This is a genomic window from Streptomyces sp. NWU339 (assembly GCF_003143855.1).
In the GTDB taxonomy this organism is placed as follows: domain Bacteria; phylum Actinomycetota; class Actinomycetes; order Streptomycetales; family Streptomycetaceae; genus Streptomyces.
Map to the genome: position 1 here is coordinate 101324 of NZ_QFRK01000012.1, position 21149 is coordinate 122472.

21 protein-coding genes and 1 tRNA gene are annotated in these 21149 nt (G+C 72.5%); 9 read left to right on the forward strand and 13 right to left on the reverse strand.

The window, feature by feature from the left end:
* Window positions 1–61: 61 nt before the first annotated feature.
* From DIZ27_RS17105 to DIZ27_RS17125, 3 genes are all read left to right on the forward strand, one after another.
* Window positions 62–138 (forward strand) — tRNA-Thr (locus DIZ27_RS17105).
* 393 nt (window positions 139–531) lie between these two features.
* Window positions 532–843, forward strand: coding sequence for a hypothetical protein (locus tag DIZ27_RS17120; protein WP_109379284.1), 312 nt, complete (start codon window positions 532–534; stop codon window positions 841–843).
* 311 nt (window positions 844–1154) lie between these two features.
* Entirely contained in the window at window positions 1155–1757 is a 603-nt protein-coding gene (locus DIZ27_RS17125; RefSeq protein WP_181383561.1) for a DUF4328 domain-containing protein, read from the forward strand.
* Between the two features lie 312 nt (window positions 1758–2069).
* On the opposite strand, the gene DIZ27_RS17135 is transcribed toward DIZ27_RS17125, so the two are convergent.
* From DIZ27_RS17135 to DIZ27_RS17145, 3 genes are read right to left on the reverse strand one after another with little or no spacing between them, the layout of a single operon-like run.
* Window positions 2070–3044, reverse strand: a complete 975-nt coding sequence (locus tag DIZ27_RS17135) for an aminoglycoside phosphotransferase family protein (RefSeq protein WP_375231978.1) — start codon at window positions 3042–3044, stop codon at window positions 2070–2072.
* Between the two features lie 13 nt (window positions 3045–3057).
* Entirely contained in the window at window positions 3058–4032 is a 975-nt protein-coding gene (locus DIZ27_RS17140) for a zinc-binding dehydrogenase (protein WP_109379286.1), read from the reverse strand.
* A 51-nt stretch (window positions 4033–4083) separates the two neighbouring features.
* A complete protein-coding gene (locus tag DIZ27_RS17145; RefSeq protein ID WP_109379287.1) occupies window positions 4084–5244 on the reverse strand; it encodes an NAD(P)-binding protein in 1161 nt (386 codons plus the stop codon).
* A 160-nt stretch (window positions 5245–5404) separates the two neighbouring features.
* On the opposite strand from DIZ27_RS17145, the gene DIZ27_RS17150 reads away from it, so the two are divergent.
* The gene (locus tag DIZ27_RS17150) at window positions 5405–6100 is read left to right on the forward strand and encodes a pentapeptide repeat-containing protein (protein WP_109379371.1); all 696 of its coding nucleotides are present in this window, start codon (window positions 5405–5407) and stop codon (window positions 6098–6100) included.
* Window positions 6101–6134: 34 nt separating this feature from the next.
* Here the strand turns inward: DIZ27_RS17150 and DIZ27_RS17155 are convergent, their stop codons facing one another.
* Window positions 6135–6635, reverse strand: a complete 501-nt coding sequence (locus DIZ27_RS17155) for a hypothetical protein (protein WP_109379288.1) — start codon at window positions 6633–6635, stop codon at window positions 6135–6137.
* Window positions 6636–6811: 176 nt separating this feature from the next.
* Window positions 6812–7387: a TerD family protein gene (locus DIZ27_RS17160; protein ID WP_109379289.1), complete on the reverse strand. Its 576-nt coding sequence runs from the start codon at window positions 7385–7387 to the stop codon at window positions 6812–6814.
* A 189-nt stretch (window positions 7388–7576) separates the two neighbouring features.
* Between DIZ27_RS17160 and arfB the strand changes: the two genes are divergently transcribed.
* Window positions 7577–8014, forward strand: coding sequence for an alternative ribosome rescue aminoacyl-tRNA hydrolase ArfB (gene arfB, locus DIZ27_RS17165; protein ID WP_109379290.1), 438 nt, complete (start codon window positions 7577–7579; stop codon window positions 8012–8014).
* Between the two features lie 30 nt (window positions 8015–8044).
* Here the strand turns inward: arfB and DIZ27_RS17170 are convergent, their stop codons facing one another.
* On the reverse strand, window positions 8045–8518 hold the full coding sequence (locus DIZ27_RS17170) for a GNAT family N-acetyltransferase (protein ID WP_109379291.1): 474 nt from the start codon (window positions 8516–8518) through the stop codon (window positions 8045–8047).
* A gap of 71 nt (window positions 8519–8589) precedes the next feature.
* A complete protein-coding gene (locus DIZ27_RS17175) occupies window positions 8590–9081 on the reverse strand; it encodes a flavin reductase family protein (protein ID WP_309074870.1) in 492 nt (163 codons plus the stop codon).
* Window positions 9082–9542: 461 nt separating this feature from the next.
* Between DIZ27_RS17175 and cdgB the strand changes: the two genes are divergently transcribed.
* Complete coding sequence (gene cdgB, locus DIZ27_RS17180; RefSeq protein WP_109379292.1) at window positions 9543–11243, forward strand: diguanylate cyclase CdgB; 1701 nt, start codon at window positions 9543–9545, stop codon at window positions 11241–11243.
* A gap of 117 nt (window positions 11244–11360) precedes the next feature.
* A complete protein-coding gene (locus tag DIZ27_RS17185) occupies window positions 11361–12296 on the forward strand; it encodes a CBM35 domain-containing protein (RefSeq protein ID WP_109379293.1) in 936 nt (311 codons plus the stop codon).
* Window positions 12297–12372: 76 nt separating this feature from the next.
* Here the strand turns inward: DIZ27_RS17185 and DIZ27_RS17190 are convergent, their stop codons facing one another.
* The 3 genes from DIZ27_RS17190 to DIZ27_RS17200 all read right to left on the reverse strand — a co-directional run bounded on the left by DIZ27_RS17190 (window position 12373) and on the right by DIZ27_RS17200 (window position 15559).
* Window positions 12373–13302: a 1-phosphofructokinase family hexose kinase gene (locus tag DIZ27_RS17190; protein ID WP_109379294.1), complete on the reverse strand. Its 930-nt coding sequence runs from the start codon at window positions 13300–13302 to the stop codon at window positions 12373–12375.
* Window positions 13303–13442: 140 nt separating this feature from the next.
* Window positions 13443–14621 (reverse strand): N-acetylglucosamine-6-phosphate deacetylase, encoded by a 1179-nt coding sequence (nagA, locus tag DIZ27_RS17195; protein WP_109379295.1) that lies wholly within the window; start codon window positions 14619–14621, stop codon window positions 13443–13445.
* A complete protein-coding gene (locus DIZ27_RS17200; RefSeq protein ID WP_258308425.1) occupies window positions 14621–15559 on the reverse strand; it encodes an ROK family protein in 939 nt (312 codons plus the stop codon). Before DIZ27_RS17200 ends, nagA begins: the two co-directional genes overlap by 1 nt.
* A gap of 170 nt (window positions 15560–15729) precedes the next feature.
* Here DIZ27_RS17200 and DIZ27_RS17205 point away from each other — a divergent pair, with 170 nt between their 5' ends.
* Together DIZ27_RS17205 and DIZ27_RS17210 are read left to right on the forward strand one after the other, a co-directional pair.
* On the forward strand, window positions 15730–16998 hold the full coding sequence (locus tag DIZ27_RS17205; RefSeq protein ID WP_109379297.1) for an ABC transporter substrate-binding protein: 1269 nt from the start codon (window positions 15730–15732) through the stop codon (window positions 16996–16998).
* Between the two features lie 60 nt (window positions 16999–17058).
* On the forward strand, window positions 17059–17292 hold the full coding sequence (locus DIZ27_RS17210; RefSeq protein ID WP_109379298.1) for a DUF3263 domain-containing protein: 234 nt from the start codon (window positions 17059–17061) through the stop codon (window positions 17290–17292).
* A 75-nt stretch (window positions 17293–17367) separates the two neighbouring features.
* Here DIZ27_RS17210 and otsB read toward each other — a convergent pair whose 3' ends face one another.
* From otsB to DIZ27_RS17225, 3 genes are all read right to left on the reverse strand, one after another.
* Window positions 17368–18273, reverse strand: coding sequence for a trehalose-phosphatase (gene otsB, locus DIZ27_RS17215; RefSeq protein WP_109379299.1), 906 nt, complete (start codon window positions 18271–18273; stop codon window positions 17368–17370).
* 73 nt (window positions 18274–18346) lie between these two features.
* Window positions 18347–19753 carry a trehalose-6-phosphate synthase gene (locus tag DIZ27_RS17220; RefSeq protein ID WP_181383563.1) on the reverse strand — a complete coding sequence of 469 codons (1407 nt, stop codon included), beginning with the start codon at window positions 19751–19753 and terminating at the stop codon, window positions 18347–18349.
* Window positions 19754–20015: 262 nt separating this feature from the next.
* Window positions 20016–21017, reverse strand: coding sequence for a glucosyl-3-phosphoglycerate synthase (locus DIZ27_RS17225; protein WP_109379374.1), 1002 nt, complete (start codon window positions 21015–21017; stop codon window positions 20016–20018).
* Between the last annotated feature and the right edge of the window lie 132 nt (window positions 21018–21149).

Genomic DNA, 21149 nt, shown 5'->3' on the forward strand with positions numbered 1-21149 from the left:
GCGTGGCTCGGCGAATGCCGGTCTGTGTACAGTGGACCAGCCTTCGCGCGTTCCGCGCGGCGCCTCCTTAGCTCAGATGGCCAGAGCAACGCACTTGTAATGCGTAGGTCGTCGGTTCGAATCCGACAGGGGGCTCCACTGAAAACCCCAGGTCAGCACGTTCTGACCTGGGTTTTTCGTTCAGAGGATGCGGCGCCGGCGGCGGGCGCGGGCGGTGCGGCTGTCGCCGGGCCCAGTTCTGGTCTCGGCAGGGGGTTCCGGACGGGGCGTGAAGGCGTCTCCCATGCGGCGCATCGCGTCCTTCGAGAGGAGGGGCCGGCCCTTCACGTCGGGTGAAGTGCAGGTGCTCTCCGCCGCTCGCGGTCCGGGTCCGGTAGGTGGCGGGAACGGCGTGTCCGGCGCGCTCGCGGAGCGCTTCGAAGGTCGCCGAGCCGCCGGGCGCGTCCGCGGAAGCGCGTGGACGCGGACTGCGGCGGGTGTCATGACCACGTCGGCGTCCGAAGCGGGTCCGGCGCGCAAGGAGGGGAAACCATGCTGCTCTATATCGCCATCCTTTCTGTGGTGGTGGCGTTACTCATGGCTGCTTCGGGCGTAGCGGCGATCACCCGGGGCTGGGTTCTCCCGGTGAACCGGCGTCCGGTTCACCGCGTTCGCCTCTACGGCTGGGGCCAGTTGGTGGCTGCCTTCGGCCTGTGCTGGCAGGTGGTCTTCTGGCTGGTGATCAGCGACATCGGCACCCGGCAGTGGGGGACCTTGACGGGCAGCGGGCTTCTGCTGGCCGGCCTCATCGTGATGGCGGTGAGCCACCGCGGGGGTGATCGACAGGGCAGCGGCGCGCCCTGAGCGGGTCGACCGAAGTCACGTGCTGATCCCAGGGGCCGGCGAGGGGCCGACGGGCCGGGTCAGCTGCGCTGCGGGACCCGTGAACTGCTTGGACGATGGCGGACAGCCTGACATATCGTCCTGTCCGGCCCGCCGGTCGGCGGGCGTTTCGCTGCCCATGGGGGGCTTGCTCAGTCGTGTCCGACACTTCGCAGAGCACATTCGGTCCGCCTCCGGCGGCCACCGGACACCTTCCGCCGTACGTCGCGCCGTTCCGATCGCCGAGGGGTCTCGCGACGGCGCTCACCGCACTCTTCGGCCTCACTGTCGGGGTGGACCTGCTCGCCGTTGCCTCCGACGCCCATGTGTGGCGGCTGACGGACGAGATGGCGGGTGGTGGGACCGTCGAGGACGCCGATCTGGCGCGGGCCGACGCCCTCCAGGTCGTGGGAGGCGTGCTGCAAGTGACGCTCCTGGTGGCGACGGCCGTGGTCTTCATCATCTGGTTCCACCGGGTGCGCAGGAACGCCGACTTCTTCGCGCTCGACTCCTGCGAGATGAAGAGCGGCTGGGCCATCGGAGCCTGGTTCGTACCGATCGGCAACCTGTGGCTGCCGCGCAAGGTCGCGGGCGAGGTGTGGAACGCCGGCATCGACTGGGACTCCGAGGCGCGCCGCCCGTCCCCCACCCCGGTGAACGTCTGGTGGGCGCTGTTCGTGGCGACATGGTTGGTCGGCCGGGTCGCAGGCTCGGCCTATAAGGACGCCGCCGGCGTGGAGGAGATGAAGCGGGCCGCAGGAATGATGATGTTCTCCGACGCCCTCGACGCGGTGGCAGCGGTCTTCGCGCTCCTCTTCGTACGGAAGCTGACCCGCATGCAACTCGACAAGGCGACCGCGCGTCAGGAGCAGATCCTGCCGCAGCCCCGACCGTAGTCCTGACGGGCCGGGCGGGGTCGGGTGCCGCAGTGAAGACCTGCGCGGTGGTCCAGCCGCCGAAGACGACAGCGGCGAGGAACCCGGCGCTCCCGAGGACGGTGTTCACCGCGGTGCGGGAGACGGCCGGTTCCGCGGCGACCGTCTCGGGCTCGGCCGGCTCGACGGCGCAGCCGGTGATGTCCCGCTCGTCCGGCAGGACGGCGCTCGCCACGGCCGGGACCGTGCCCGGCCGCACCGGGACGACCGGCGCCGGGGCGACGGCGGGTGGTACCGGGGTGGGCCGGTGCACCTTCACGACCCGCGGCGTGGTCACCCCGTGGCGCGGTCGCTTCGCCCGCTCGGCGATCCCGGTGCCGGTGTGGTGGGTGCGCGCAGTGAGGGACGACGGCGCAGGCGGTGGGCGATCTCGAGTTCGTGGGGGGCCGGAGGGCGGCCGTCCTCGATGTGCCACAGGCAGTTCTGGAGCAGGCGGGCGTAGGTCCAGGCACGGGCCCGGTCGCGGTCCAGGCCGAGGACGTCGGTCATGGCGTCGAAGCGCCAGGCGGTGTCGGCGGGGTTGTCGGTGTCGGCGTCGAAGCGGTTGGCCAGGGCGGGCCAGAGGTCGAAGCCGGGGTCGCCCGCCAGGGGCTTGGGGTCGATGGCGAGCCAGGGGGCGCGGTCGGCGGCCAGGACGTTGTCGTAGTGCAGGTCCCAGTGCAGGAGGCGGTCGCCCGGTTCGTCCGCGACCTCCCGCAGGGCCGCGGCGCAGTCGGCGACGGTGCGGCGGACGGCCGGATCCGGGGTACGGCTCAGGGCCCCGGGTGTCCGCTCCAGCAGGGAGTGCGCGATGTCGCCGAGGTGGCGCAGGCCCGCCGGGGCGGGGGTGCCGGTGAGGTGTGCCAGGAGGCGGGCGACGACCAGGACGGCCTCGCGGACGTCGGGCAGGCGGGAGAGCGTCCGGGCGGGGTCGAGGCGTTCCAGGAGCATGGTGCCGGTGGACGTGTCGTGGTCCAGCAGGCGGACGGCTCCGTCGCCGTTCCAGGTGCGCAGGGCGACGGGTTCGCCTTCGGTCTCCTCGTCCAGGATCTGGAGCTTCAGCACGGCCGGTGTGCCGTCCGCGCGGTCGACGGGGAGAACCAGGGCGCTCACGCCGTGCATCGGCGCGCCGGTGATCCGCAGGTCCCAGTGTTCCAGGAAGGCGGCGGCCAGCCCGGGCAGCCCGGAGACGAAGGAGCGGCCCGCCTCGCCGTTGAACTTCTCCTGTGCCGCCGCGAGTTCCTCGGGTACGTGGATCACGGTGGGCACAATAGTGCGGCGCTCACGGTTCCAGGACGACCTTTCCGGTGGTGCCCCGGCTCTCCAGGGCGCGGTGGGCGGTGGCGGCTTCGGCGAGGGGGAAGCGGTGGACGGCGGGGGTGAGTCGGCCTTCGGCGGCTTCGGTGAGGGCGCGCAGTTCGAGGGTGCGTACGGGGTCGGCGCCGCCGGCCCTGCGCATCATCTCGGGGCCGAGGACGTTGAGGGAGACGCCGTCGACGAGGTAGGGGTCGGTGCTGTCGAGGCCCTGGGCGGACCAGCCGAAGACGACGTGGCGGCCGCCGGGGGCGAGGAGGGCGACCGCCGCGCGGGCGGTGCCGCCGCCGACGCCGTCGTAGACGAGGGTGATCTCGCCCTGGTGGGCGGAGAGCCGCTCGGGCCAGGCGGGGTCGGTGTAGTCGACGGCGAGGTCGGCGCCGTTCGCGGCCACGCGGGCGGTCTTCCCGGGGCCGCCGGCGAGGCCGATGACGGTGGCGCCGGCGTTCTTGGCGTACTGGACGAGGAGGGTGCCGATGCCGCCGGCCGCGGCGGGGACGAGGACCACGTCGCCGGGTCCGGGCTCGGCGAACTGCACGATGCCCATGACCGTGCGGCCGGTTCCGATCATGGCGACGGCCTGGGCGAAGTCGAGGCGCTCGGGGATCTCGTGGAGGCGGTCGGCGTCGGTGACGGCGAGTTCCGCGTAGCCGCCGGGGACGAAGCCGAGGTGGGCGACGACGCGCCTGCCGAGCCAGTCGGCCGGCGTGCCGTCGCCCAGGGCGTCCACCACTCCGGCGGCTTCGCGGCCGGGGACGGTGGGCAGGGCCGTCGGGGCGGGCGCGGGCCCCTGGTGTCCCTGCCGTAGCGCGGTGTCCAGGAGGTGGACTCCGGCGGCCCGGACGGCGATACGGACCTGGCCGGGGCCGGGTCGCGGGTCCGCGACCTGTTCGTGGACGAGGTTCTCGGCCGGGCCGAAGGCGTGCAGGCGGACGGCGTACATGAGGCCCCCAGGGGTGCGATGCGGCTTCGACAGCGCCCCCACTGTTCAACCTCAAGCTCGCTTGAGGTCAAGCTCGTGATGCCCCAGGGCGAGGGAGACGGCTGTGAGGGCGCTGGTGAAGGAGACCTCGGAGAGCACACCGGGGGCGGCGACCTGGTCGCCGGCGAGGTAGACGCCGTCGCCGCGGTCGACGGCGGGCCGGTCGCGCCAGCTGGTGCCCGGCAGGTCGACGGCGCCGGTGCGTCCGGCCGCCACCGCCTCCCGCCGCCAGGTGACGCGCTCCCGCCAGCCGTCGAAGGCGAGGTCCAGGAGTTCTTCGGCGCGGGCGGCGCCGTGGGACTTGGACTCGTGCGGGGCGATGGGGATCTGGCCCTGGACGAGCTGTTCGCCGGCGGGGGCGAGGGTGGGGTCCTGGGCGGTGAACCGTTCCAGCCAGCCGGTCGCGTCCAGGTCGGACACGACGAACGCGTCGCCGCGCCGGGTGCGCAGGGCGAGGTCGATGAGGACGGTGCGGCCGCTCGGCCAGGTCAGGGTGGGGTCGCCGAGGAGCCGGCGGGCGGCGTCCAGGGAGGTGGCGACGACGACCGGGGTGTCGGTGGGGAGGGTGTCGACACGGGACAGGGTCTCCACGCGGACGCCCAGGTTCCAGGCGTGGGCGGCCATCCGGTCGATGAGGCTGCCCCAGCCGCCGCGCGGGTAGTGGGCCTCCGGAGGCAGTGTGGTGGCGCGGCGCAGGCGTTCCTGCACATAGGCGGCGGACAGCGAGCCGGGGTCGTGGTGGAAGAGGGCGACGGCGCAGTAATGAGCGGCGGCCCGTGCGCCCTCCTCGCCCGCGATGCCGGTCGCCCAGGTGTGGAAGTCGGTGTCGACGGGTGCGTGGGCGCCGCTGTGGCGCAGCAGCTTCAGCATGGCGAGGGGCGGGGTGCGGCGCAGTGCGCCCCGGTGGCGGAGGCGGAAGCGGGTGGCTTCCAGGGGCGGGAGGGGAGCGAGGGTGCCGATGAGGCCGCGTTGCCGGAGCCAGGACCAGTGCGGGCCGCCGCTGTAGAGGGCGTGGGGTCCTTCGTTGGTCCGGTAGGGGCCCTCGGCGGTGCGGGCCCGGCCGCCGAGGGTGTGGTGGGCCTCGTGGAGGGTGACTTCGGCGCCGGCCTCGGCGGCGGTGATGGCCGCGGTCAGTCCGGCGAAGCCGCCGCCGATGACGGTGATGCGGTGCATGGCTGGGGTCTCCCTTGGTCGGGGTCGCGCCTGCTGGATCGGGGGGATCGGGGTGGATCAGGTGGTTCGTGGCTACGACGGCCCAGGGCCCCGGGATGTGACATGTGCGGGGTTCTCGCAGGTCGGGGGGATTGTCAGTGGTGGGGTGCAGGATGGGCGCATGGCGAGGAGAACGGTGGGCGGTGCGGGGGCGGTGCGCGGTGCGGGGGTGAGGGGAGCGCGGCGGCCGGATCTGCGGCTGCCGGTGCTGGAGAGGTACGAAGGGGGTGGGCTGGAGCCGGACGGGGACTACGACGGGCTGGAGTTCCGGGAGGTGGACCTCTCGGGGGAGGACGGCGCGGGGGCGCGGTTCATGGACTGCGCGGTGACGGGATGCGCGCTGGACGAGACCCGGCTGTCCCGGGCCAGGGTGCTGGACTCCGTCCTCGCCGAGGTACGGGGTGTGGGCACGGACCTCGCCGGGGCGACCCTGCGCGACGTCGAGCTGACGGACGCGCGTCTCGGGGGGACACAGCTGCACGGGGCGGGGCTGGAGCGGGTCCTGGTCCGGGGCGGGAAGATCGACTTCCTGAACCTGCGGTCCGCGTGGCTCAGGGACGTCGTCTTCGAGGGCTGTGTCCTGGTCGAGCCGGACTTCGGCGGGGCGAGGCTGGAGCGGGTGGAGTTCGTGGACTGCGCGTTGAAGGGCGCGGATCTCAGCGGGGCCACCCTGACGGACGTCGATCTGCGCGGTGCCGCTTCGCTGGAGATAGCCCGGGGTGTGGACCGGCTGGCGGGGGCGGTGATCAGTACGGGGCAACTGCTGGATCTGGCGCCGGTGCTGGCGGGGGAGCTGGGGATCCGGGTGGAGGGCTGAGCCGACGGGGAAGGGCCGGAGGGGGCGCGGTGGGTCACTCCAGGCGGGGGTAGCGGGCCTGGAGGGTCCAGACGGCCGGGTTCTCGCCGAGGTCCTCGTGCATGTCGATCAGGTCGGCGAGCAGGTCGTGCAGGAAGTCGCGGGCCTCGCGGCGGAGTTCGGTGTGGGAGAACGTCAGGGGCGGTTCCGACGCCGGAAGCCACTCGGCCTCGATGTCCACCCATCCGAAGCGGCGCTCGAAGAGCAGCCGGTCGGTGGATTCGGTGAAGTCCAGCTCCGCCCACTGGGGGCGGGAGGCGCGGGAGCCCGCCGGATCCTGGTCGATCCGTTCCACGATGTCGCACAGCGCCCATGCGAAGTCGAGCACCGGCACCCATCCCCAGGCTGTGGACAGTTCCCGGTCCGCCTCGGTGTCGGCGAGGTAGACGTCGCCGCAGAAGAGGTCGTGGCGCAGGGCGTGGACGTCCGCGCGGCGGTAGTCGGTCTGCGGGGGGTCGGGGAAACGGTTGGAGAGGGCGTAGCCGATGTCGAGCACGGAGGTGATGGTGTCACGACGGACGCGGTGCCCCGCCCGACGGCCCCCGGGCGGGGGCGGCCCGTGTGCCGGCGCCCCCGCTCAGGACGTGCCGGAGCCCCCGGCCGGTGCGCTTCGCGCTGCGGTGCGCGATGCGCCGGGCGGCCGGGGGCTCCGAGAGGGCTGCGGGGCGTCCGTCAGACGTTCACACCGAAGTCCTGGGCGATGCCCGTCAGGCCCGACGCGTAGCCCTGGCCGACGGCGCGGAACTTCCACTCGGCGCCGTTGCGGTACAGCTCGCCGAAGACCATGGCGGTCTCGGTGGCCGCGTCCTCCGACAGGTCGTAGCGGGCGATCTCGGTGCCGCCGGCCTGGTTGACGATGCGGATGTAGGCGTTGCGCACCTGGCCGAAGTTCTGCGAGCGGTTCTCGGCGTCGTAGATCGAGACCGGGAAGACGATCTTGTCGATGTCGGCGGGCAGGGCGGCGAGGTTGACGTTGATGGCCTCGTCGTCGCCGGCGCCCTCACCGGTGCGGTTGTCGCCGGTGTGGACGATGGTGTTGTCCGGGGTCTGCTTGTTGTTGAAGAAGACGAAGTGACTGTCGGAGTAGACCTTGCCCTGCGGGTTGACCGCGATCGCGGAGGCGTCGAGGTCGAAGTCCGTGCCGGTGGTCGTGCGGACGTCCCAGCCGAGACCCACGGTGACGGCGGACAGGCCCGGAGCCTCCTTGGTGAGCGAGACGTTGCCACCCTTGGACAGGCTTACAGCCATTGTTGGGAGTCCCTTCCCTCGTGTACGTACGGCTACGAAGCTACAGCTACCCCCTTGAACGCGAGAGGGGGACGCGAGGTTCCAGGTCGCTTTACTTTCTTTACCGAGATGACCGGGGTGGCCGGAGCGATCGGGGTGACCGGGATAACCGGGATAACCGGGTGACGTGGACCGGTCAGAGGCGGGAACATGTACGGCATGTCCGGTCCCTATGTCATCCGTGGCTCCGTCTCCCTGCCCGAGGCCGAGCTGATGTGGCGTTTCTCCAGGTCCTCGGGGCCGGGCGGGCAGCATGTGAACACCAGTGACTCGCAGGTGGAGCTCCGCTTCGACCTCGCCGCCACCGACGTGCTGCCCGAGGTGTGGAAGCAGCGGGCACTGGAGCGGCTGGCGGGGCGGCTGTCCGGCGGCGTCGTCACCGTCCGCGCGTCCGAGCACCGCTCCCAGTGGCGCAACCGGGAGGCCGCCGCCGTGCGCCTCGCCGCGCTCCTCGCCGAGGCCACCGCGCCCCCGCCCAGGCCCCGCAAACCGACCCGCGTCCCGCGCGGCATCAACGAACGCCGACTGCGGGAGAAGAAGCAGCGCTCGGAGACGAAACGGGGGCGCTCCGCGCGGGACTGGGGGTGATCCGCGGAACGGGGCCGGGGCCGTCGGCCGTCAGGCCAGGTCCAGTACCCCGACCGTCTCGTCCTCGACGACCTCCCCGTTCTCACGGAAGCCCAGGCCGAGGTAGAAGCCCTCCGGGCCGTGCTCGCCGGGATGCCAGGTGACGTAGAGGTCCTTGCCGCCCCGGGCGCGGATCTCCGCGGCCACCGACTCCACGGCGAAGCGGCCGTAGCCCTTGCCCTGTTCCTCGGCGGCGATGTTCAGCCGCCACAGGCCCGAACGGACGACGCTGCCACCGTCCTCGTGCCAGTCGATGTCGAGGAAGGCCATCAGGAAGCCGACCGCGCGGTCACCGTCCATGATCAGGCGGGGCCAGGCGGAGCCGGAGTGGACGTATGCCTCGGCAAGGGACTTCACGACCGGGGCGACCGCGAACTCCTGGTCGGAACGGACGCGTATGCCGAGGGCGGCGTCGAAATTTTTCGGGGTGATCTCTTCGAGGCGGGGATCTGTGGTCTTCGTCACCCGGGCAGGGTAGGTGCGCGGTTTCCGTTCGGTAAAAGGAGTTTCCGGTCCGGAAAGCGTCCGGGGCGCGCTCAGGCCAGGTGGCGGTAGCGGCCTCGGAAGTAGGTCAGGGGGCCGCCGTCCGCGCTGGGCAGGTTCGCCGCGAGGACGCGGCCGATCACCAAGGTGTGGTCGCCGGCCGGCACCCGCTGTTCGGTGCGGCACTCCAGGGTCGCGAGGGCGCCGCCCACCAACGGGGCCCCGCTGTGCTCGCCCCGTATGTACGGGATGTCGGCGAAGAGGAGGCGGTCGCTGATCCGGCCCTTCATCGAGAAGCGGCCCGCGATGTGCCGCTGGCTCTCGGACAGCACGGAGACCGACCACAGCGGCTGCTCGTCGAGCAGGTCGTCCATGCGGGAGCCCTCGCGCAGGCTGACCAGCACCAGGGGCGGGTCCAGGGACACCGACAGGAACGCCGTCGCCGTCATGCCCACGTCCTCGCCGGCCGGTGCCCGCGGGTCGTCCGGGTCCAGCGACGGCTCCTGCGCGGTCACCAGGACCACACCGGCGGCCAGACGGGACATGGCGGCACGGAACTCGTCGTTGCTCACCCCCTCAGCATGCAGGGCGGCGGGCGGAGCGGCGGGCACGGGCAGGGGCGGCAGGGGTGAGGGGGGTACAGAAGTGTTCGTCACACCGGGAACGCTAATCTCCGCTCCGTACGCGCCGCATCGGGCCCCGGCCCGAGCAGGGGCCTAGGACCAGCGGCGGAGCGGAGTGCGGGTCACGCACAGAGCGAGCCGGGGAAACCCTGTGAAAAGGGTGTGGAATTCGCACTCGGCACCTTCGGTGAATTCGCGGGGAAACTCCGGAAAGGCCTCCCAATTGTTCACGTTTGGTTGTGACTTGAGTCACAAGGGGAGGTAATTGTTGACCCTGTGTACCGAGTGGGCAGCGCGCTGTGATTCAGTGGCGGGGATACTGCCAGGACGATACGTCGATGAGATCGCTTGATCCGCCGCGAGGTCCCGGGGGGAGGGTGAGCATGGAGACCGATTCGGAGCCCTACGTCCGTCTTGCCTCCCTGCGGCAACTGCACCAGGCCATGGCCGCCATGAACACGGCCCGCAGTCTGGCCGACACCCTGCAGACCGTCGCCGACGGCGTCGTCGACGCCCTCGGCTACGAACTGGCCTGCGTCAACCTCGTGCGCCCCGACAACAACCTGGTCGTGGCCGCCTTCTCGGGCAACGCCGCCGCCGAAGCCCTCGTCATCGGCCGGGTCGGCTCACGCGAGTCCTGGGAGCGCCGCCTCGCCATGGGCGAGGCCTGGGGCGACCTGATCTTCATACCGCACACCGAGGGCTGGGTCCTCGACGACGACGACGTCCCGCAGTGGTACACCGACGGCCCCGCCCCCCGCTTCGAGGACGAGTGGCACCCCTCCGACCGGCTCTTCGCCCCGATGTACGCGCCCGCCCCGCAGGGCGGCGGGGGCTGCGGCGAGCTGATCGGCGTGCTCTCCGTGGACCGCCCGCGCAACGGCCGGCTGCCCGGCGCCTGGGGCCGCGAAGCGCTCCAGATGTACGCCTTCCAGGCCGCCATCGCGATCAGCAACGCCCGGCTGCGCTCCAACATGCAGCGCGCCCTGGTCCGCCTGGAGCGCGAGCAGCAGGCCCTGCGCGCCAGTGAGGAAAGCTTCCGGCAGGCCTTCGAGTACGCCCCTTCCGGCATGGCCGTCGCGGAGCTGGGCGGCGACCAGCACGGCCGCATCCTGCGCACCAACGACGCGCTGTGCCGACTGCTCGGCCGCCCCGCCTCCGCGATGCGCCGCTACTCCTTCTCCGACCTCGTGCACCCCGAGGACATCGGCACGCTGCTGCGGACCTCCGCCGAGGGCGGCCGCGCCGAACTGCGGCTGGCCCGCAGGGACGGCACCTACCTCTGGGTGTCCCTGCGCAACTCCGTCGTCGCCGACGCCGCCGACGGGCCGCGATTCCTGCTCACCCACGTCGAGGACATCGAGGAGCGCAAGCGCCGCGAGCTGCACCTCGCCCACCGCGCCTCCCACGACTCCCTCACCGGCCTGCCGAACTCCGCCGAGCTGCGTGCCCGGCTCTCCGCCCGCCTGTGCCGGCAGCGCCCGCAGGGCGCACTGCCCGCCGCCGTCGCCGACTCCCTGGCCGCTTTCGAGTCCTTCGCCCCCTTCGACTCCCAGGACGCCGCCCACGGCCCGCCCGCCTTCGACCGCGGCCACGACTTCGACTTCCCGCCCGAGGCCGGCGCGTTCGAGGGCTACGACCACCACGTGCACGCCGTCGCCCCCGACGAGGACCGCGACGACGGAACCAAGGGCCTCGCCGTGCTCTTCTGCGACCTCGACGGTTTCAAGTCGATCAACGACCGGTTCGGGCACAACGCGGGTGACGCGGTCCTCATCGAGGTCGCCCGCCGGCTCAGCGACGGTGTCCGGGACGGCGACACCGTGGCCCGGCTCGGCGGCGACGAGTTCGTGATCCTCGCCAACGGGCTCGGCCGGGCCGACGCCCAGGACCTCGCCGTACGGCTGCGCAACGAGATCATCCAGCCCATCCGGGCCGAGGGGCGGGCCGTGCGGGTGGGTGCCAGCTTCGGCATCGGATGGGCACACTGCGGCCTGACCGCGGACGAAGTGTTGAAATCCGCTGACGAGCGGATGTACGTCGAGAAACGATCTCGTCCCAAACAGCACCGGCGCGCGGGATGAACCGCAGGTCAGTGAGTTGATGCGGTCGGAGTCACCCGTTCGGGTCACCGGGTGGGGGTAGGCTCGCCTATCTCACCACTCGTACCGCATCCGATCCGCAGCTAGGAGCACCAAGGGATGACGCCCGGCAACAACGGCGCGAGCACGCCCGAGGACGACGACCCGTTCGGCTACCTCTACGCCGACGGGCAGGCCAACGGAGCCCAGCCGCCGTCCGGGGGCTACGGCTACCCCAACTCGGTCAACCGGGTGCGGCCGGTCGGAACCCGCCAGTACGGCCAGCAGGCCCCCGCTCCGCAGGCACCGCCGCAGCAGGGCACCTACGGCCAGTCGGCCGCGCACTACGCGGCACCGGAGACGCTGCCGGGCGGCTCCGGCGCCCAGCAGCCCCGCGGCGGGCACGGCGGGGGCGGCCGGGGCCGCGGACCGAACACCAAGGGCCTGCTCATCGGCGCCGTCGCGGTGGTCGCCGCGGTGGTCGTCGGCATCAGCATCGCCATGATCAGTGGCGACGACGAGGACGGCAAGGACGGCAACCAGGCCGACTCGACGCCGACCCAGTCCCAGGAAAGCTCCGAGCCGAGCCCGTCGGCGAGCAGCGGCGGCGACGAGGAGGAGGAAGCGGCCGAACTGCCGACCATCGACGCGAAGGCGCTCCGCCTGGGCGAGGGGATGGCCACGGCCTCCGACATCAAGGGCGCGAAGGCCGACGGCGGCGTCTATGTGGCGGGCTTCGACAAGGTGGGCGCGAAGGTCACCTGGACCGTCAACGGCATCAAGGAAGGCACCTACCGGTTCTACGTGGGCTACGCCACGCCGGGTGAGGACACCAACGCGACCGTGGTGGTCAACGGCGAGGCCGCGACCCGTCCGCTGAACATGGAGAACTTCGGCGGAACACCCAAGGGTGACTGGGAAAAGGGCTGGAAGGACACCTGGGCCAACGTGAACCTGGCCGACGGCACGAACACCATCGAGCTCGTCTGCAACGAGGGCAACCAGTGCAACGCCATCCTCGACCAGTTCTGGCTGACGGAGGAACCGCCGAGCTGACCACATGGAACAGCTGTGGCCAGCCCGTGGTGGAGAGGGCTGAAAAGGGTGGCGCCGCCGCTTCGCCCGGCATGCCTCAGGCCGCGCTGACCTCCCCTGTGATGGTCACCCGCCCGAGCAGTTCCTCGTAAGCCTCCCGGTCGAACTCGCCCGCAGCCGGCGCCAGTACCGTCGCCGCCGACAACGCGACCGCCCGGGCCAGGCGGTCCGGCCAGGGGAGGCCGGTGACCAGGCCCGAGAGCAGGCCCGCGACGGCCGAGTCGCCGGCACCGGTGGGGTTGCCGTGCAGGGCGGCCGGCGGTGCGGCGCGCCAGTGGCCCTCCGGGGTCACCGCGAGCAGCCCCTGCGGGCCCAGGGAGGTGATCACCGCGCCGGCGCCGCGGCGGCGGGCGTCCCGGGTGGCGCGCGACGGCTCGTGGGAGCCGGTGAGTTCGGCCAGTTCGTCGGCGTTGGGCTTGAGGACGTCGGGGCGGCCGGCGACCCCGCGGCGCAGTGCCGCGCCGCTGGTGTCGAGGAGGGCCGGGACCCCGGCCGCGCGGGCGGTACGGATCAGGCCCGCGTACGCGCCCACCGGGACGCCCGGGGGCAGGCTGCCGCACAGGGCCACCGCCGAGGCGCCGGCCAGCAGGTCCTCGTAGACCTCCTGGAAGGCATTCCACTCGGCGGCGGAGACGGTGGGGCCGGGCTCGTTGAGCTGGGTGGTGGCGCCGGAGCGTTCGTCGACCACGGCGACGGTGCGCCGGGTCGTGCCGGACACCGGGACCAGCGCGTCCACCAGGCCCGGTACGGGGGTGAGCCGGTCCCGCAGGAGCCGTCCGGTGAGGCCGCCCGCGAAGCCGGTGACCGTCACCTCGTGGCCGAGGGCGGCGAGCACCCGGGCCACGTTGACGCCTTTGCCGCCGGGGCGTTCGATCACCTCGGTGACCCGGTGGGAGGCGTGCGGGCGCAGGGCCGGTACGCGGTAGGTGATGTCGAGAGCGGTGTTCAGCGTGACCGTGAGGATCACCGGACCGACCTCCCCCTTGGCTGCGCCTGCCGTCTGCCGTGCGTTCCGGGATTCCGGAACTCCGAAGTCCTGATCATGCCAAACAGACGGCGGCCGGCCCACCCCCGAGACCGTCCGCCGGGTCCTGACCGGCGGACGGATCAGCCCAGTCGGGGATCGACCACCCACTCGCCCCGGCGCATCACGCCCTTGAGGGTGAACTCCGCGTCGAAAACCACCAGGTCGGCGTCCTTGCCGGGTTCCAGGGAGCCGATCCTGTCGTCCATGCCCAGCAGCCGGGCCGGATTGGCGGACAGGGCCGCCACCGCGTGCTCGACGGGCAGTCCGTCGACCGTCACCGCGCGCTTCAGCGCACGGTCCAGGGTGAGCGTCGACCCCGCGATGGAGCCGCCCTCCACCAGGCGGGCCACGCCGTCCGCGACGTCCACCTCCAGCGGGCCGAGCATGTAGCGGCCGTCGCCGAAACCGGCCGCGTCCATCGCGTCGGTGATGAACGCCACCCGTCCGGGGCCCACGTGACGGAACGCCAGCTGAAGGGCGGCCGGGTGCAGATGCGTACCGTCGTTGATCAGCTCGACCGTGACCCGCTCGTCCTCCAGAAGGGCGGCGACCGGGCCGGGGGCGCGGTGGCCGAGCGCCGGCATCGCGTTGAACAGGTGGGTGGCGACCGTGGCGCCCGCGTCGACGGCCGCCACGGTCTGCTCGTACGTCGCGTCGGTGTGGCCGACGGCCGCGATCACGCCGTGCTCGGCCAGCAGGCGTACGGAGTCGAGGCCGCCGGGCAGCTCGGTGGCGAGGGTGACCATCTTCGCGTGGCCGTGCGCCGCGTCGATCAGTTTGCGGACCTCCGCCGGGTCGGGGTCGCGCAGCAGCTCCTCGGAGTGCGCGCCCTTGCGGCACGGTGAGATGAACGGCCCCTCGAAGTGGATGCCGGCGATGTCGCCCTGCGCGGCCAGTTCCGCCAGCAGGCCCGCGCGCCGGGCGAGGAAGTCCAGGTCACCGGTGACGGTCGAGGCGACCAGGGTGGTGGTGCCGTGCAGGCGGTGGGTGTGGATGCCCTTGAGGACGTCGTCGACCGTGCCGGAGGTGAAGGACGCGCCGCCGCCGCCGTGATTGTGGAGGTCGACGAAGCCGGGGACCAGCCAGTGACCGGTCAGGTCGAGCGTCTCGGCGGCGTTCTCAGGGGTTTCGGTGTCGGAGGGGGCGTTCGCGGGGCCCGTGGCGACGATGCGCGTGCCGTCGACGATCACGCGGCCGTCGTCCACGGTCCCGGTGGGCAGTACCACCCGGGCACCGGTGAGAACCTTCGTGGGGGCCATCAGGCGGTTACCTCCGAGGAGTCGTCCGAGGGGGCTGTGGTGGCAGCGGTGGTGGCGGTGGTCTCGAGGAGATCCCAGGCGAGGAGTCCCGCGCCCAGGCATCCGGCGGTGTCCCCGAGGGCGGCCGGGACCAGGGACGGCAGTTTCTGGAAGGTGACCCGTCGCCGGACCGCCTCCCGCAGCGGCGCGAACAAGGTTTCCCCTGCCTCCGCCAGCCCGCCACCGATGATCAGGGTGCGCGGGTCCAGCAGGGTGAGCGCGGTGACCAGCCCGTCGGCGAGGGCGTCGACGGCCTCCTGCCAGACCTCCCGGGCCCGTGCGTCGCCGGACTCCACGGCCTTGGCGCAGTCGGCCGCGTCCGCCCCCGGGTCGCCGCAGGCCGCCGCCCAGGCCTCGCTGACCGCCGCCGCGGACGCGAACCGCTCCAGGCAGCCGCGCTGACCGCACGGGCAGGGGGCGCCCCCGGGCCGTACGACGATGTGGCCGATCTCTCCGGCGAAGCCGTGCGCGCCCGCCTCCACCCGGCCGTCGATGCCGATGGCGCCCGCGATGCCGGTGCCCAGCGGGACGAACAGGAACCGGTCGGCGCCCCGGCCCGCCCCGATGCGGCCCTCGGCGAGCCCGCCGGTGCGGACGTCGTGGCCGAGGGCGACGGGGAGACCGCCGAGCCGCTGGGCGAGCAGTGCGCGCAGCGGGACGTCGCGCCAGCCGAGGTTGGCGGAGTAGACGGCAATGCCCTCCGCCTCGTCGACGATGCCGGGGACGGCGAGGCCTGCGGCGGAGGCGGGCTCGCCGTAGCGCTCGACGCCGTGGGCGCGGAGTTCGGCGGCGAAGCCGAGGACGCCGGTGACGACCGCGTCCGGGCCGCGGTCCCGGCCGGTGGCGCGGCGGGCCTGGTGCAGCAGCTCGCCGTCCGCTCCGACCAGGGCGGCCTTCATCCCGGTGCCGCCCACATCGAGGGCGATGACGTGTTTCACGTGGAACAGTGTGGCCCCGGGACCCGCAAGAGGTCTAGTCCACTTACGTGGTGTAGACCTTGTTCCGACTATCGGACTACCAGAAAACTTTCGAACGGATGGCGCGGGGCGCCGGGTTGGGGAAAGAAGCAGTGCAGCGGCGGGGCTTGGCAAGGACGATCGCGGCGGTGTCCGCACTGGGGCTGACGGGAGTCCTCAGCGGATGCGGTGTCGGCGAAGACTCCTCCGACGTGACGCTGAAACTGGTCGCCGCCGACTACGGCACCGGCGAGGCCGACAGCTCCGAGAAGTACTGGGCCGCCCTGACGAAGCAGTACGAGGCCGAGCACCCGGGCGTGAAGATCGACGTCAGCATCCACTCCTGGAACGACGTCGACCGCGAGGTCAAGAAGATGGTCGACGCGGGCGACCCGCCGGACATGGCCCAGATCGGCGCCTACGCCGACTACGCCGCCGAAGGCCTGCTCTACAAGGCCGACGACGTGCTCTCCATCCCCGTCCAGGCCGACTTCGTCTCGCAGTTGGCCAACGCGGGCCAGGTCAACGGCGTGCAGTACGGCATGCCGTTCGCCTCCTCCACGCGCGTGCTGTTCTACAACAAGACCCTGTTCGAGGACGCGGGCCTCACCCCGCCGAAGACCTGGGACGATCTCGCCGCGAACGCCGAGGCGCTCAAGGCGGAGGGCGTGAAGTACCCCTACGCGCTGCCCCTCGGCCCGGAGGAGGCACAGGCCGAGACCATGCAGTGGCTGCTCAGCGGCAAGGGCGGTTACATCGACTCCCTGGGCTCCTACAGCTTCGACTCCGCGGAGAACACCGCGACCGTCACCTGGCTGAAGGACGAGCTGGTCGGCAAGGGCCTGACCGGCCCGGTGGCGCCCGGCAAGCTCGACCGCGCCGAAGCGTTCGCCGCCTTCGCCGACGGCGACGTCGGCATGCTGAACGGCCACCCCTCGCTGATCGAGATGGCCGAGAAGAAGGGCGTGGAGTTCGGCACCGTGCCGACGCCGGGGATCGACGGCGAGAGCCGGGCCACGCTCGGGGTCGCCGACTGGATGATGGCCTTCAACAAGAACGGCCACGGCGACGAGATCGGCGAGTTCCTCGACTTCGTCTACAGCGAGGAGAACGTGCTCGACTTCTCCCGCGACTACAGCCTGCTGCCGGTCACCAGCTCCGCGTCCCGGGTGATGGAGGGGTCCGAGCGGGACAAGGACCTCAAGCCCTTCCTCGACGAGCTGGCCACCTCGGAGCTCTACCCGGTCGGCAACACCTCCTGGGCCGCGGTCAACGTGGCCATCAAGGAGCAGATCGGCAAGGCGGTCGCCCCGGGCGGCAGCCCCAAGGGCGTGCTGGACGGCCTCCAGGCGACCGCGACGCGCGCGGAGAGCTCACGCTAGGACTCTCCCCGCAGCCCCTGCCGGTGACCGGATGTCCATGGCAGGGGCTACCGTCGGGGCATGGATGAGGAACGGCTGGCCCGGCGCGAGCAGGACATCATCGCGTTGGAGCGCCGCGGCTTCCTCGGCCCCGGCGTGAAGGAACGGGCGATACGCGAGGAGCTGGGCCTGCCCCCGGTGCGCTACTACCAGCTCCTCAACGCCCTGCTCGACGACCCCCGCGCCCTGGCCCACGACCCGGTCACGGTGAACCGGCTCAGACGCATCCGCGAGTCCCGCCGCACGGAACGCTGAACGCGGCCGACCGGGGCACCGGAACGGCACGGGGGCCGGGACGCCGAGGGACGCGCCCATGGGGGGCGGGGTGGGTCAGGCGGCGTGCAGGGACGACGCCAGTGCCCGGAGCAGGCGTACGACTCCGGCGGGGCCGTCGACCACCAGGTCCGCGCGTTCCCTCAGCTCCGGGACCTCGTCGCTGCCGCTGCACACCAGCAGGCCGGGGACGCCGTCGGAGCGGAGCTCCTCGACGGCGGCGTAGGCGGGAAGGTCACCCAGGTCGTCCCCCGCGTAGAGGACGGACCCGGCGCCGATCTCGCGGGCGTACTCCAGCAGCGCCACGCCCTTGTCCGTCCCCGGCGGACGCAGCTCCAGGACCATGCGGCCGGGCTCCACGACCAGGCCGTGCCGGGCCGCCAGATCGGACAGCGGCCCGCGCAGCGCCTCGAACGCGGCCTGGGGGTCGGCGGCCCTGCGGGTGTGGACGGCCACCGCGCGGCCCTTCTCCTCGGTCCGGACGCCCTGGCCGGCACCGACCCGGTCGAGCAGCCCCGGCAGTTCCGCGCGGACGCCGGCGACACCGGGGTGCGGGGCGGGCGCGGTGATGTCGCCGGTGGCGGCGTCCCAGCGTTCGGCGCCGTAGTGGCCGAGGACGACCAGGTGCTCCAGACCGGGGACGCCCGCGAAGCCGCCGTGGTGCACCGCGACCTCGGGCGGCCGGCCCGTGATCACCGCCACGGAGGCCACCTCCGGGGCGAGCGCGGTGAGCGCGGGCACCGCCTCCGGGTGGGCGCGGGCCTGCTCCGGGTCGGGCACGATCGGCGAGAGCGTGCCGTCGAAGTCGAGGCCGATCAGCGCCCTCCCCGGCCGCGCGAGCAACGCGTCGAGCCCCTCCCGCCCGGCCCGCGTGGCGGGCGTCGGCAGGGGCTCCGCGGCGGCCGGGCCGACGGTGTTCGAGTGCGTGGCATTCGGGTCCGTGGAATCCGTATGACTGCCCATACCGCCAACCTATCCACGCCCACCCCGTCGCACGCCACCCCGACCGGCCGTCCAGGGCCGGGCCCCGCCGGGCCTACGACTCCTCGCGGAGGGCGTTCAACTGGTCCAGGAACCACTGCTCCGGTGGCAGCGCGGTCGCCGCCGCGGTCAGGCGCTTGGCGGCTTCGGTCCGTTCCGCCGGGCCCATCGTGAGGGCCTCGTGCAGGGCGCGCGCCGTGCCGACCACGTCGTACGGGTTGACGGTGATCGCGTCCTCGCCCAGCTCCTCGTGCGCGCCCGCCTCCCGGGACAGCACCAGCGCACAGCCCCCCTCGGCGAGGATCGGGATCTCCTTGGCGACCAGGTTCATACCGTCCCGGATGGGGTTGACCAGCGCCACGTCGGCCAGCCGGTACGCGGCCAGCGAGCGCGCGAAGTCGTCCCTGACGTGCAGCACGACCGGACGCCAGCCGGGTGTCCCGTACCGCTCGTTGATCTCCTCGGCGACCCGCCCCACTTCGGCGGTGTAGTCGCGGTACACGGCGAGGTCCTGCCGGGACGGGTAGGCGAAGGCGAGGTGCACCACCCGTTCGCGCCACTCGGGGTGGTCCTCGAGGAGCTGCCGGTACGCCAGCAGACCGCGCACGATGTTCTTCGACAGCTCGGTCCGGTCGACCCGGACGACCGTCCGCCGCGCGGTGCCGTCGGGAGCCGTGCCGATCTCCTTGCGCAGCACGCCGAGCCGCTCCTCGACGTCCGCCTCCCGCGCGCGCCCGCGCAGGAAGTCCGCGTCGGCACCCAGCCCGTGCACACCGATCCGGGTGTCGCCGAGCCCGCCCGCGAACCGTTCGCAGCACGCGGTGAACGCGTCCGCCCAGCGGTGGGTGAGGAAGCCGAGCCGGTCCGCGCCCAGCATGCCGCGCAGCACCTGCCCGGCGATGTCGTCGGGCAGCATCCCGAAGTACTCCGGCGGCGCCCACGGCGTGTGCGAGAAGTGGCCGATGTGCAGGTCGGGGCGGAGCTCCCGGAGCAGCCCCGGGACCAGCGTCAGGTGGTAGTCCTGCACCACCACCGCGGCCCCCTGCGCCGCCTCCTCGGCCAGCGCCTCGGCGAAGGCCCGGTTGTAGGCCTCGTAGGAGGCCCACTGCCGCCGGAACTCCGTGTCGAAGACGGGCTCCACCGGCGTCTGGTACAGCATGTGGTGCACGAACCACAGCACCGAGTTGGCGATGCCGTTGTACGCGTCGGCGTGCACGTCCGCCGGGATGTCCAGCATCTGCACGCCGTCCTCGCCGACCCCGCGCCGCACGGCCTCGCGGTCGCCGTCGGACAGCGCCGAGCACACCCACAGCGACCCCGCGTCCGGCCCGATCGCCGACAGCCCGGACACCAGCCCGCCGCCACCGCGACTGGCCCGCAGCGAACCGTCCTCCTCCACCGTGTACGAAACGGGGCCGCGATTCGACGCGACCAGCACCCGAGCACCCTGCATGGAAGCCATACGCCTCACTCGATCTCCTCGCCCATGCTATTTTTCCCTTTGTCCCATAAGGGATCGGTTCGGGCTGGACCGCAATCCTTGGATTGGAAGCCCCTTCCTTCGGGCAGGGAGCGGAGTCACACGCCTCAACCTAGCCCGTCGCTGATGCGCTCAAACGCACGATGCGACGGTATGAGAGGCGCCCTGGCGTCACGGGCCCTGTGCGGCGTGGCGCACACGTTGACGCCGCGTGGCGGAAGTTCTTGCCACGCGGCGAGTGTGCTCAGGCCACCCGACGGGACCGGTACTCGGCCATCTCCGCCATCGGGGGGCGTTCCTCCGTGTCCACCGAGTAGGTGCGGGGCTCGAAGGTGCCCCCGATCCGTTCGAACTGGGTGAGCGCGGGGCGGATCAGGTGGCCGCGGGCCAGGCGCAGCTGGGCGGTGCGGTAGATCGCGGCGGCCATGCGGCCGAGGGCCTGGCCGTCCTGGTGGCGGTGCCGGCGGACGCCGACGTCGACCTGGGCGAGGGCGTCCAGCCCCACCAGGTGCAGGGCGTCGACCAGCATGCCCAGCTCCACGCCGTAGCCGACGGGGAAGGGCAGCTGCTCCAGGAGCGAGCGCCGGGCCGCGTACTCGCCGCCGAGCGGCTGGACGAAGCCGGCCAGCTGCGGCCAGTGCATGTTGAGCAGCGGGCGCGCCATCAGCTCCGTGACCCTGCCGCCCTGACCGGCCGTGGCGGCGGTGGCTGCGGTGGTGGAGGTGGCTGCGGTGTCGGGGGTACTCCCGTCGGACAGCGTGAAGGGGCGGTCGTACATCGCCTTCACCAGGTGGACGTCCGGCTCGGTGAGCAGCGGGCCGACGATGCCGGAGACGAAGTCGGCGGAGAACTCCCTGAGGTCCGCGTCGACGAAGCAGACGATGTCCCCCCGGGTGACGAGCAGGGAGCGCCACAGCACCTCGCCCTTGCCGGGCACGGCGGGGAGGCGGGGCAGGATCGTGTCCCGGTGCACCACCGTCGCGCCCGCCGCCGCGGCCACCTCGGACGTGCGGTCGGTCGAGCCGGAGTCCACGACCACGATCTCGTCGACCAGCGGGGCCCGGAGCATCAGCTCGTGCCGGACGACCCCGACGATGTCACCGACCGTCGCCTCCTCGTTGAGCGCGGGCAGTACCACGCTCACCGTCCGGCCCGTGGCGCGCTTCGCGGCCAGGACGCGGTGCAGCGGGCGGTCGGCCACGGACCAGGAGCGGTCGGCCAGCCAGCGCTCGACTTCTTCCAGCACGGTCTGCGGCTCCTCGCCTCTGTGATCCATACACCTGACACCCGTTGATCCATCTCGCGGTTCGGACGCGCACTCTCGGTCGTCCTGGCCGTCGGTTACAGTCTTGAGCAACGCGGACGCCCCTTGCACACC

Bases quoted from the DNA above. Each gene is read 5' to 3' on its own strand.
- DIZ27_RS17120 (WP_109379284.1), top strand. From the start codon at position 532: ATGCTGCTCTATATCGCCATCCTTTCTGTGGTGGTGGCGTTACTCATG.
- DIZ27_RS17185 (WP_109379293.1), top strand. From the start codon at position 11,361: ATGACGCCCGGCAACAACGGCGCGAGCACGCCCGAGGACGACGACCCG.
- DIZ27_RS17200 (WP_258308425.1), bottom strand. From the start codon at position 15,559: ATGAAGGCCGCCCTGGTCGGAGCGGACGGCGAGCTGCTGCACCAGGCC.
- DIZ27_RS17160 (WP_109379289.1), bottom strand. From the start codon at position 7,387: ATGGCTGTAAGCCTGTCCAAGGGTGGCAACGTCTCGCTCACCAAGGAG.
- cdgB (WP_109379292.1), top strand. From the start codon at position 9,543: ATGGAGACCGATTCGGAGCCCTACGTCCGTCTTGCCTCCCTGCGGCAA.
- DIZ27_RS17175 (WP_309074870.1), bottom strand. From the start codon at position 9,081: ATGTCCCGTCTGGCCGCCGGTGTGGTCCTGGTGACCGCGCAGGAGCCG.
- DIZ27_RS17140 (WP_109379286.1), bottom strand. From the start codon at position 4,032: ATGTACGCCGTCCGCCTGCACGCCTTCGGCCCGGCCGAGAACCTCGTC.
- nagA (WP_109379295.1), bottom strand. From the start codon at position 14,621: ATGGCCCCCACGAAGGTTCTCACCGGTGCCCGGGTGGTACTGCCCACC.
- otsB (WP_109379299.1), bottom strand. From the start codon at position 18,273: ATGGGCAGTCATACGGATTCCACGGACCCGAATGCCACGCACTCGAAC.
- DIZ27_RS17220 (WP_181383563.1), bottom strand. From the start codon at position 19,753: ATGGCTTCCATGCAGGGTGCTCGGGTGCTGGTCGCGTCGAATCGCGGC.
- DIZ27_RS17210 (WP_109379298.1), top strand. From the start codon at position 17,059: ATGGATGAGGAACGGCTGGCCCGGCGCGAGCAGGACATCATCGCGTTG.
- DIZ27_RS17145 (WP_109379287.1), bottom strand. From the start codon at position 5,244: ATGCACCGCATCACCGTCATCGGCGGCGGCTTCGCCGGACTGACCGCG.
- arfB (WP_109379290.1), top strand. From the start codon at position 7,577: ATGTACGGCATGTCCGGTCCCTATGTCATCCGTGGCTCCGTCTCCCTG.
- DIZ27_RS17150 (WP_109379371.1), top strand. From the start codon at position 5,405: ATGGCGAGGAGAACGGTGGGCGGTGCGGGGGCGGTGCGCGGTGCGGGG.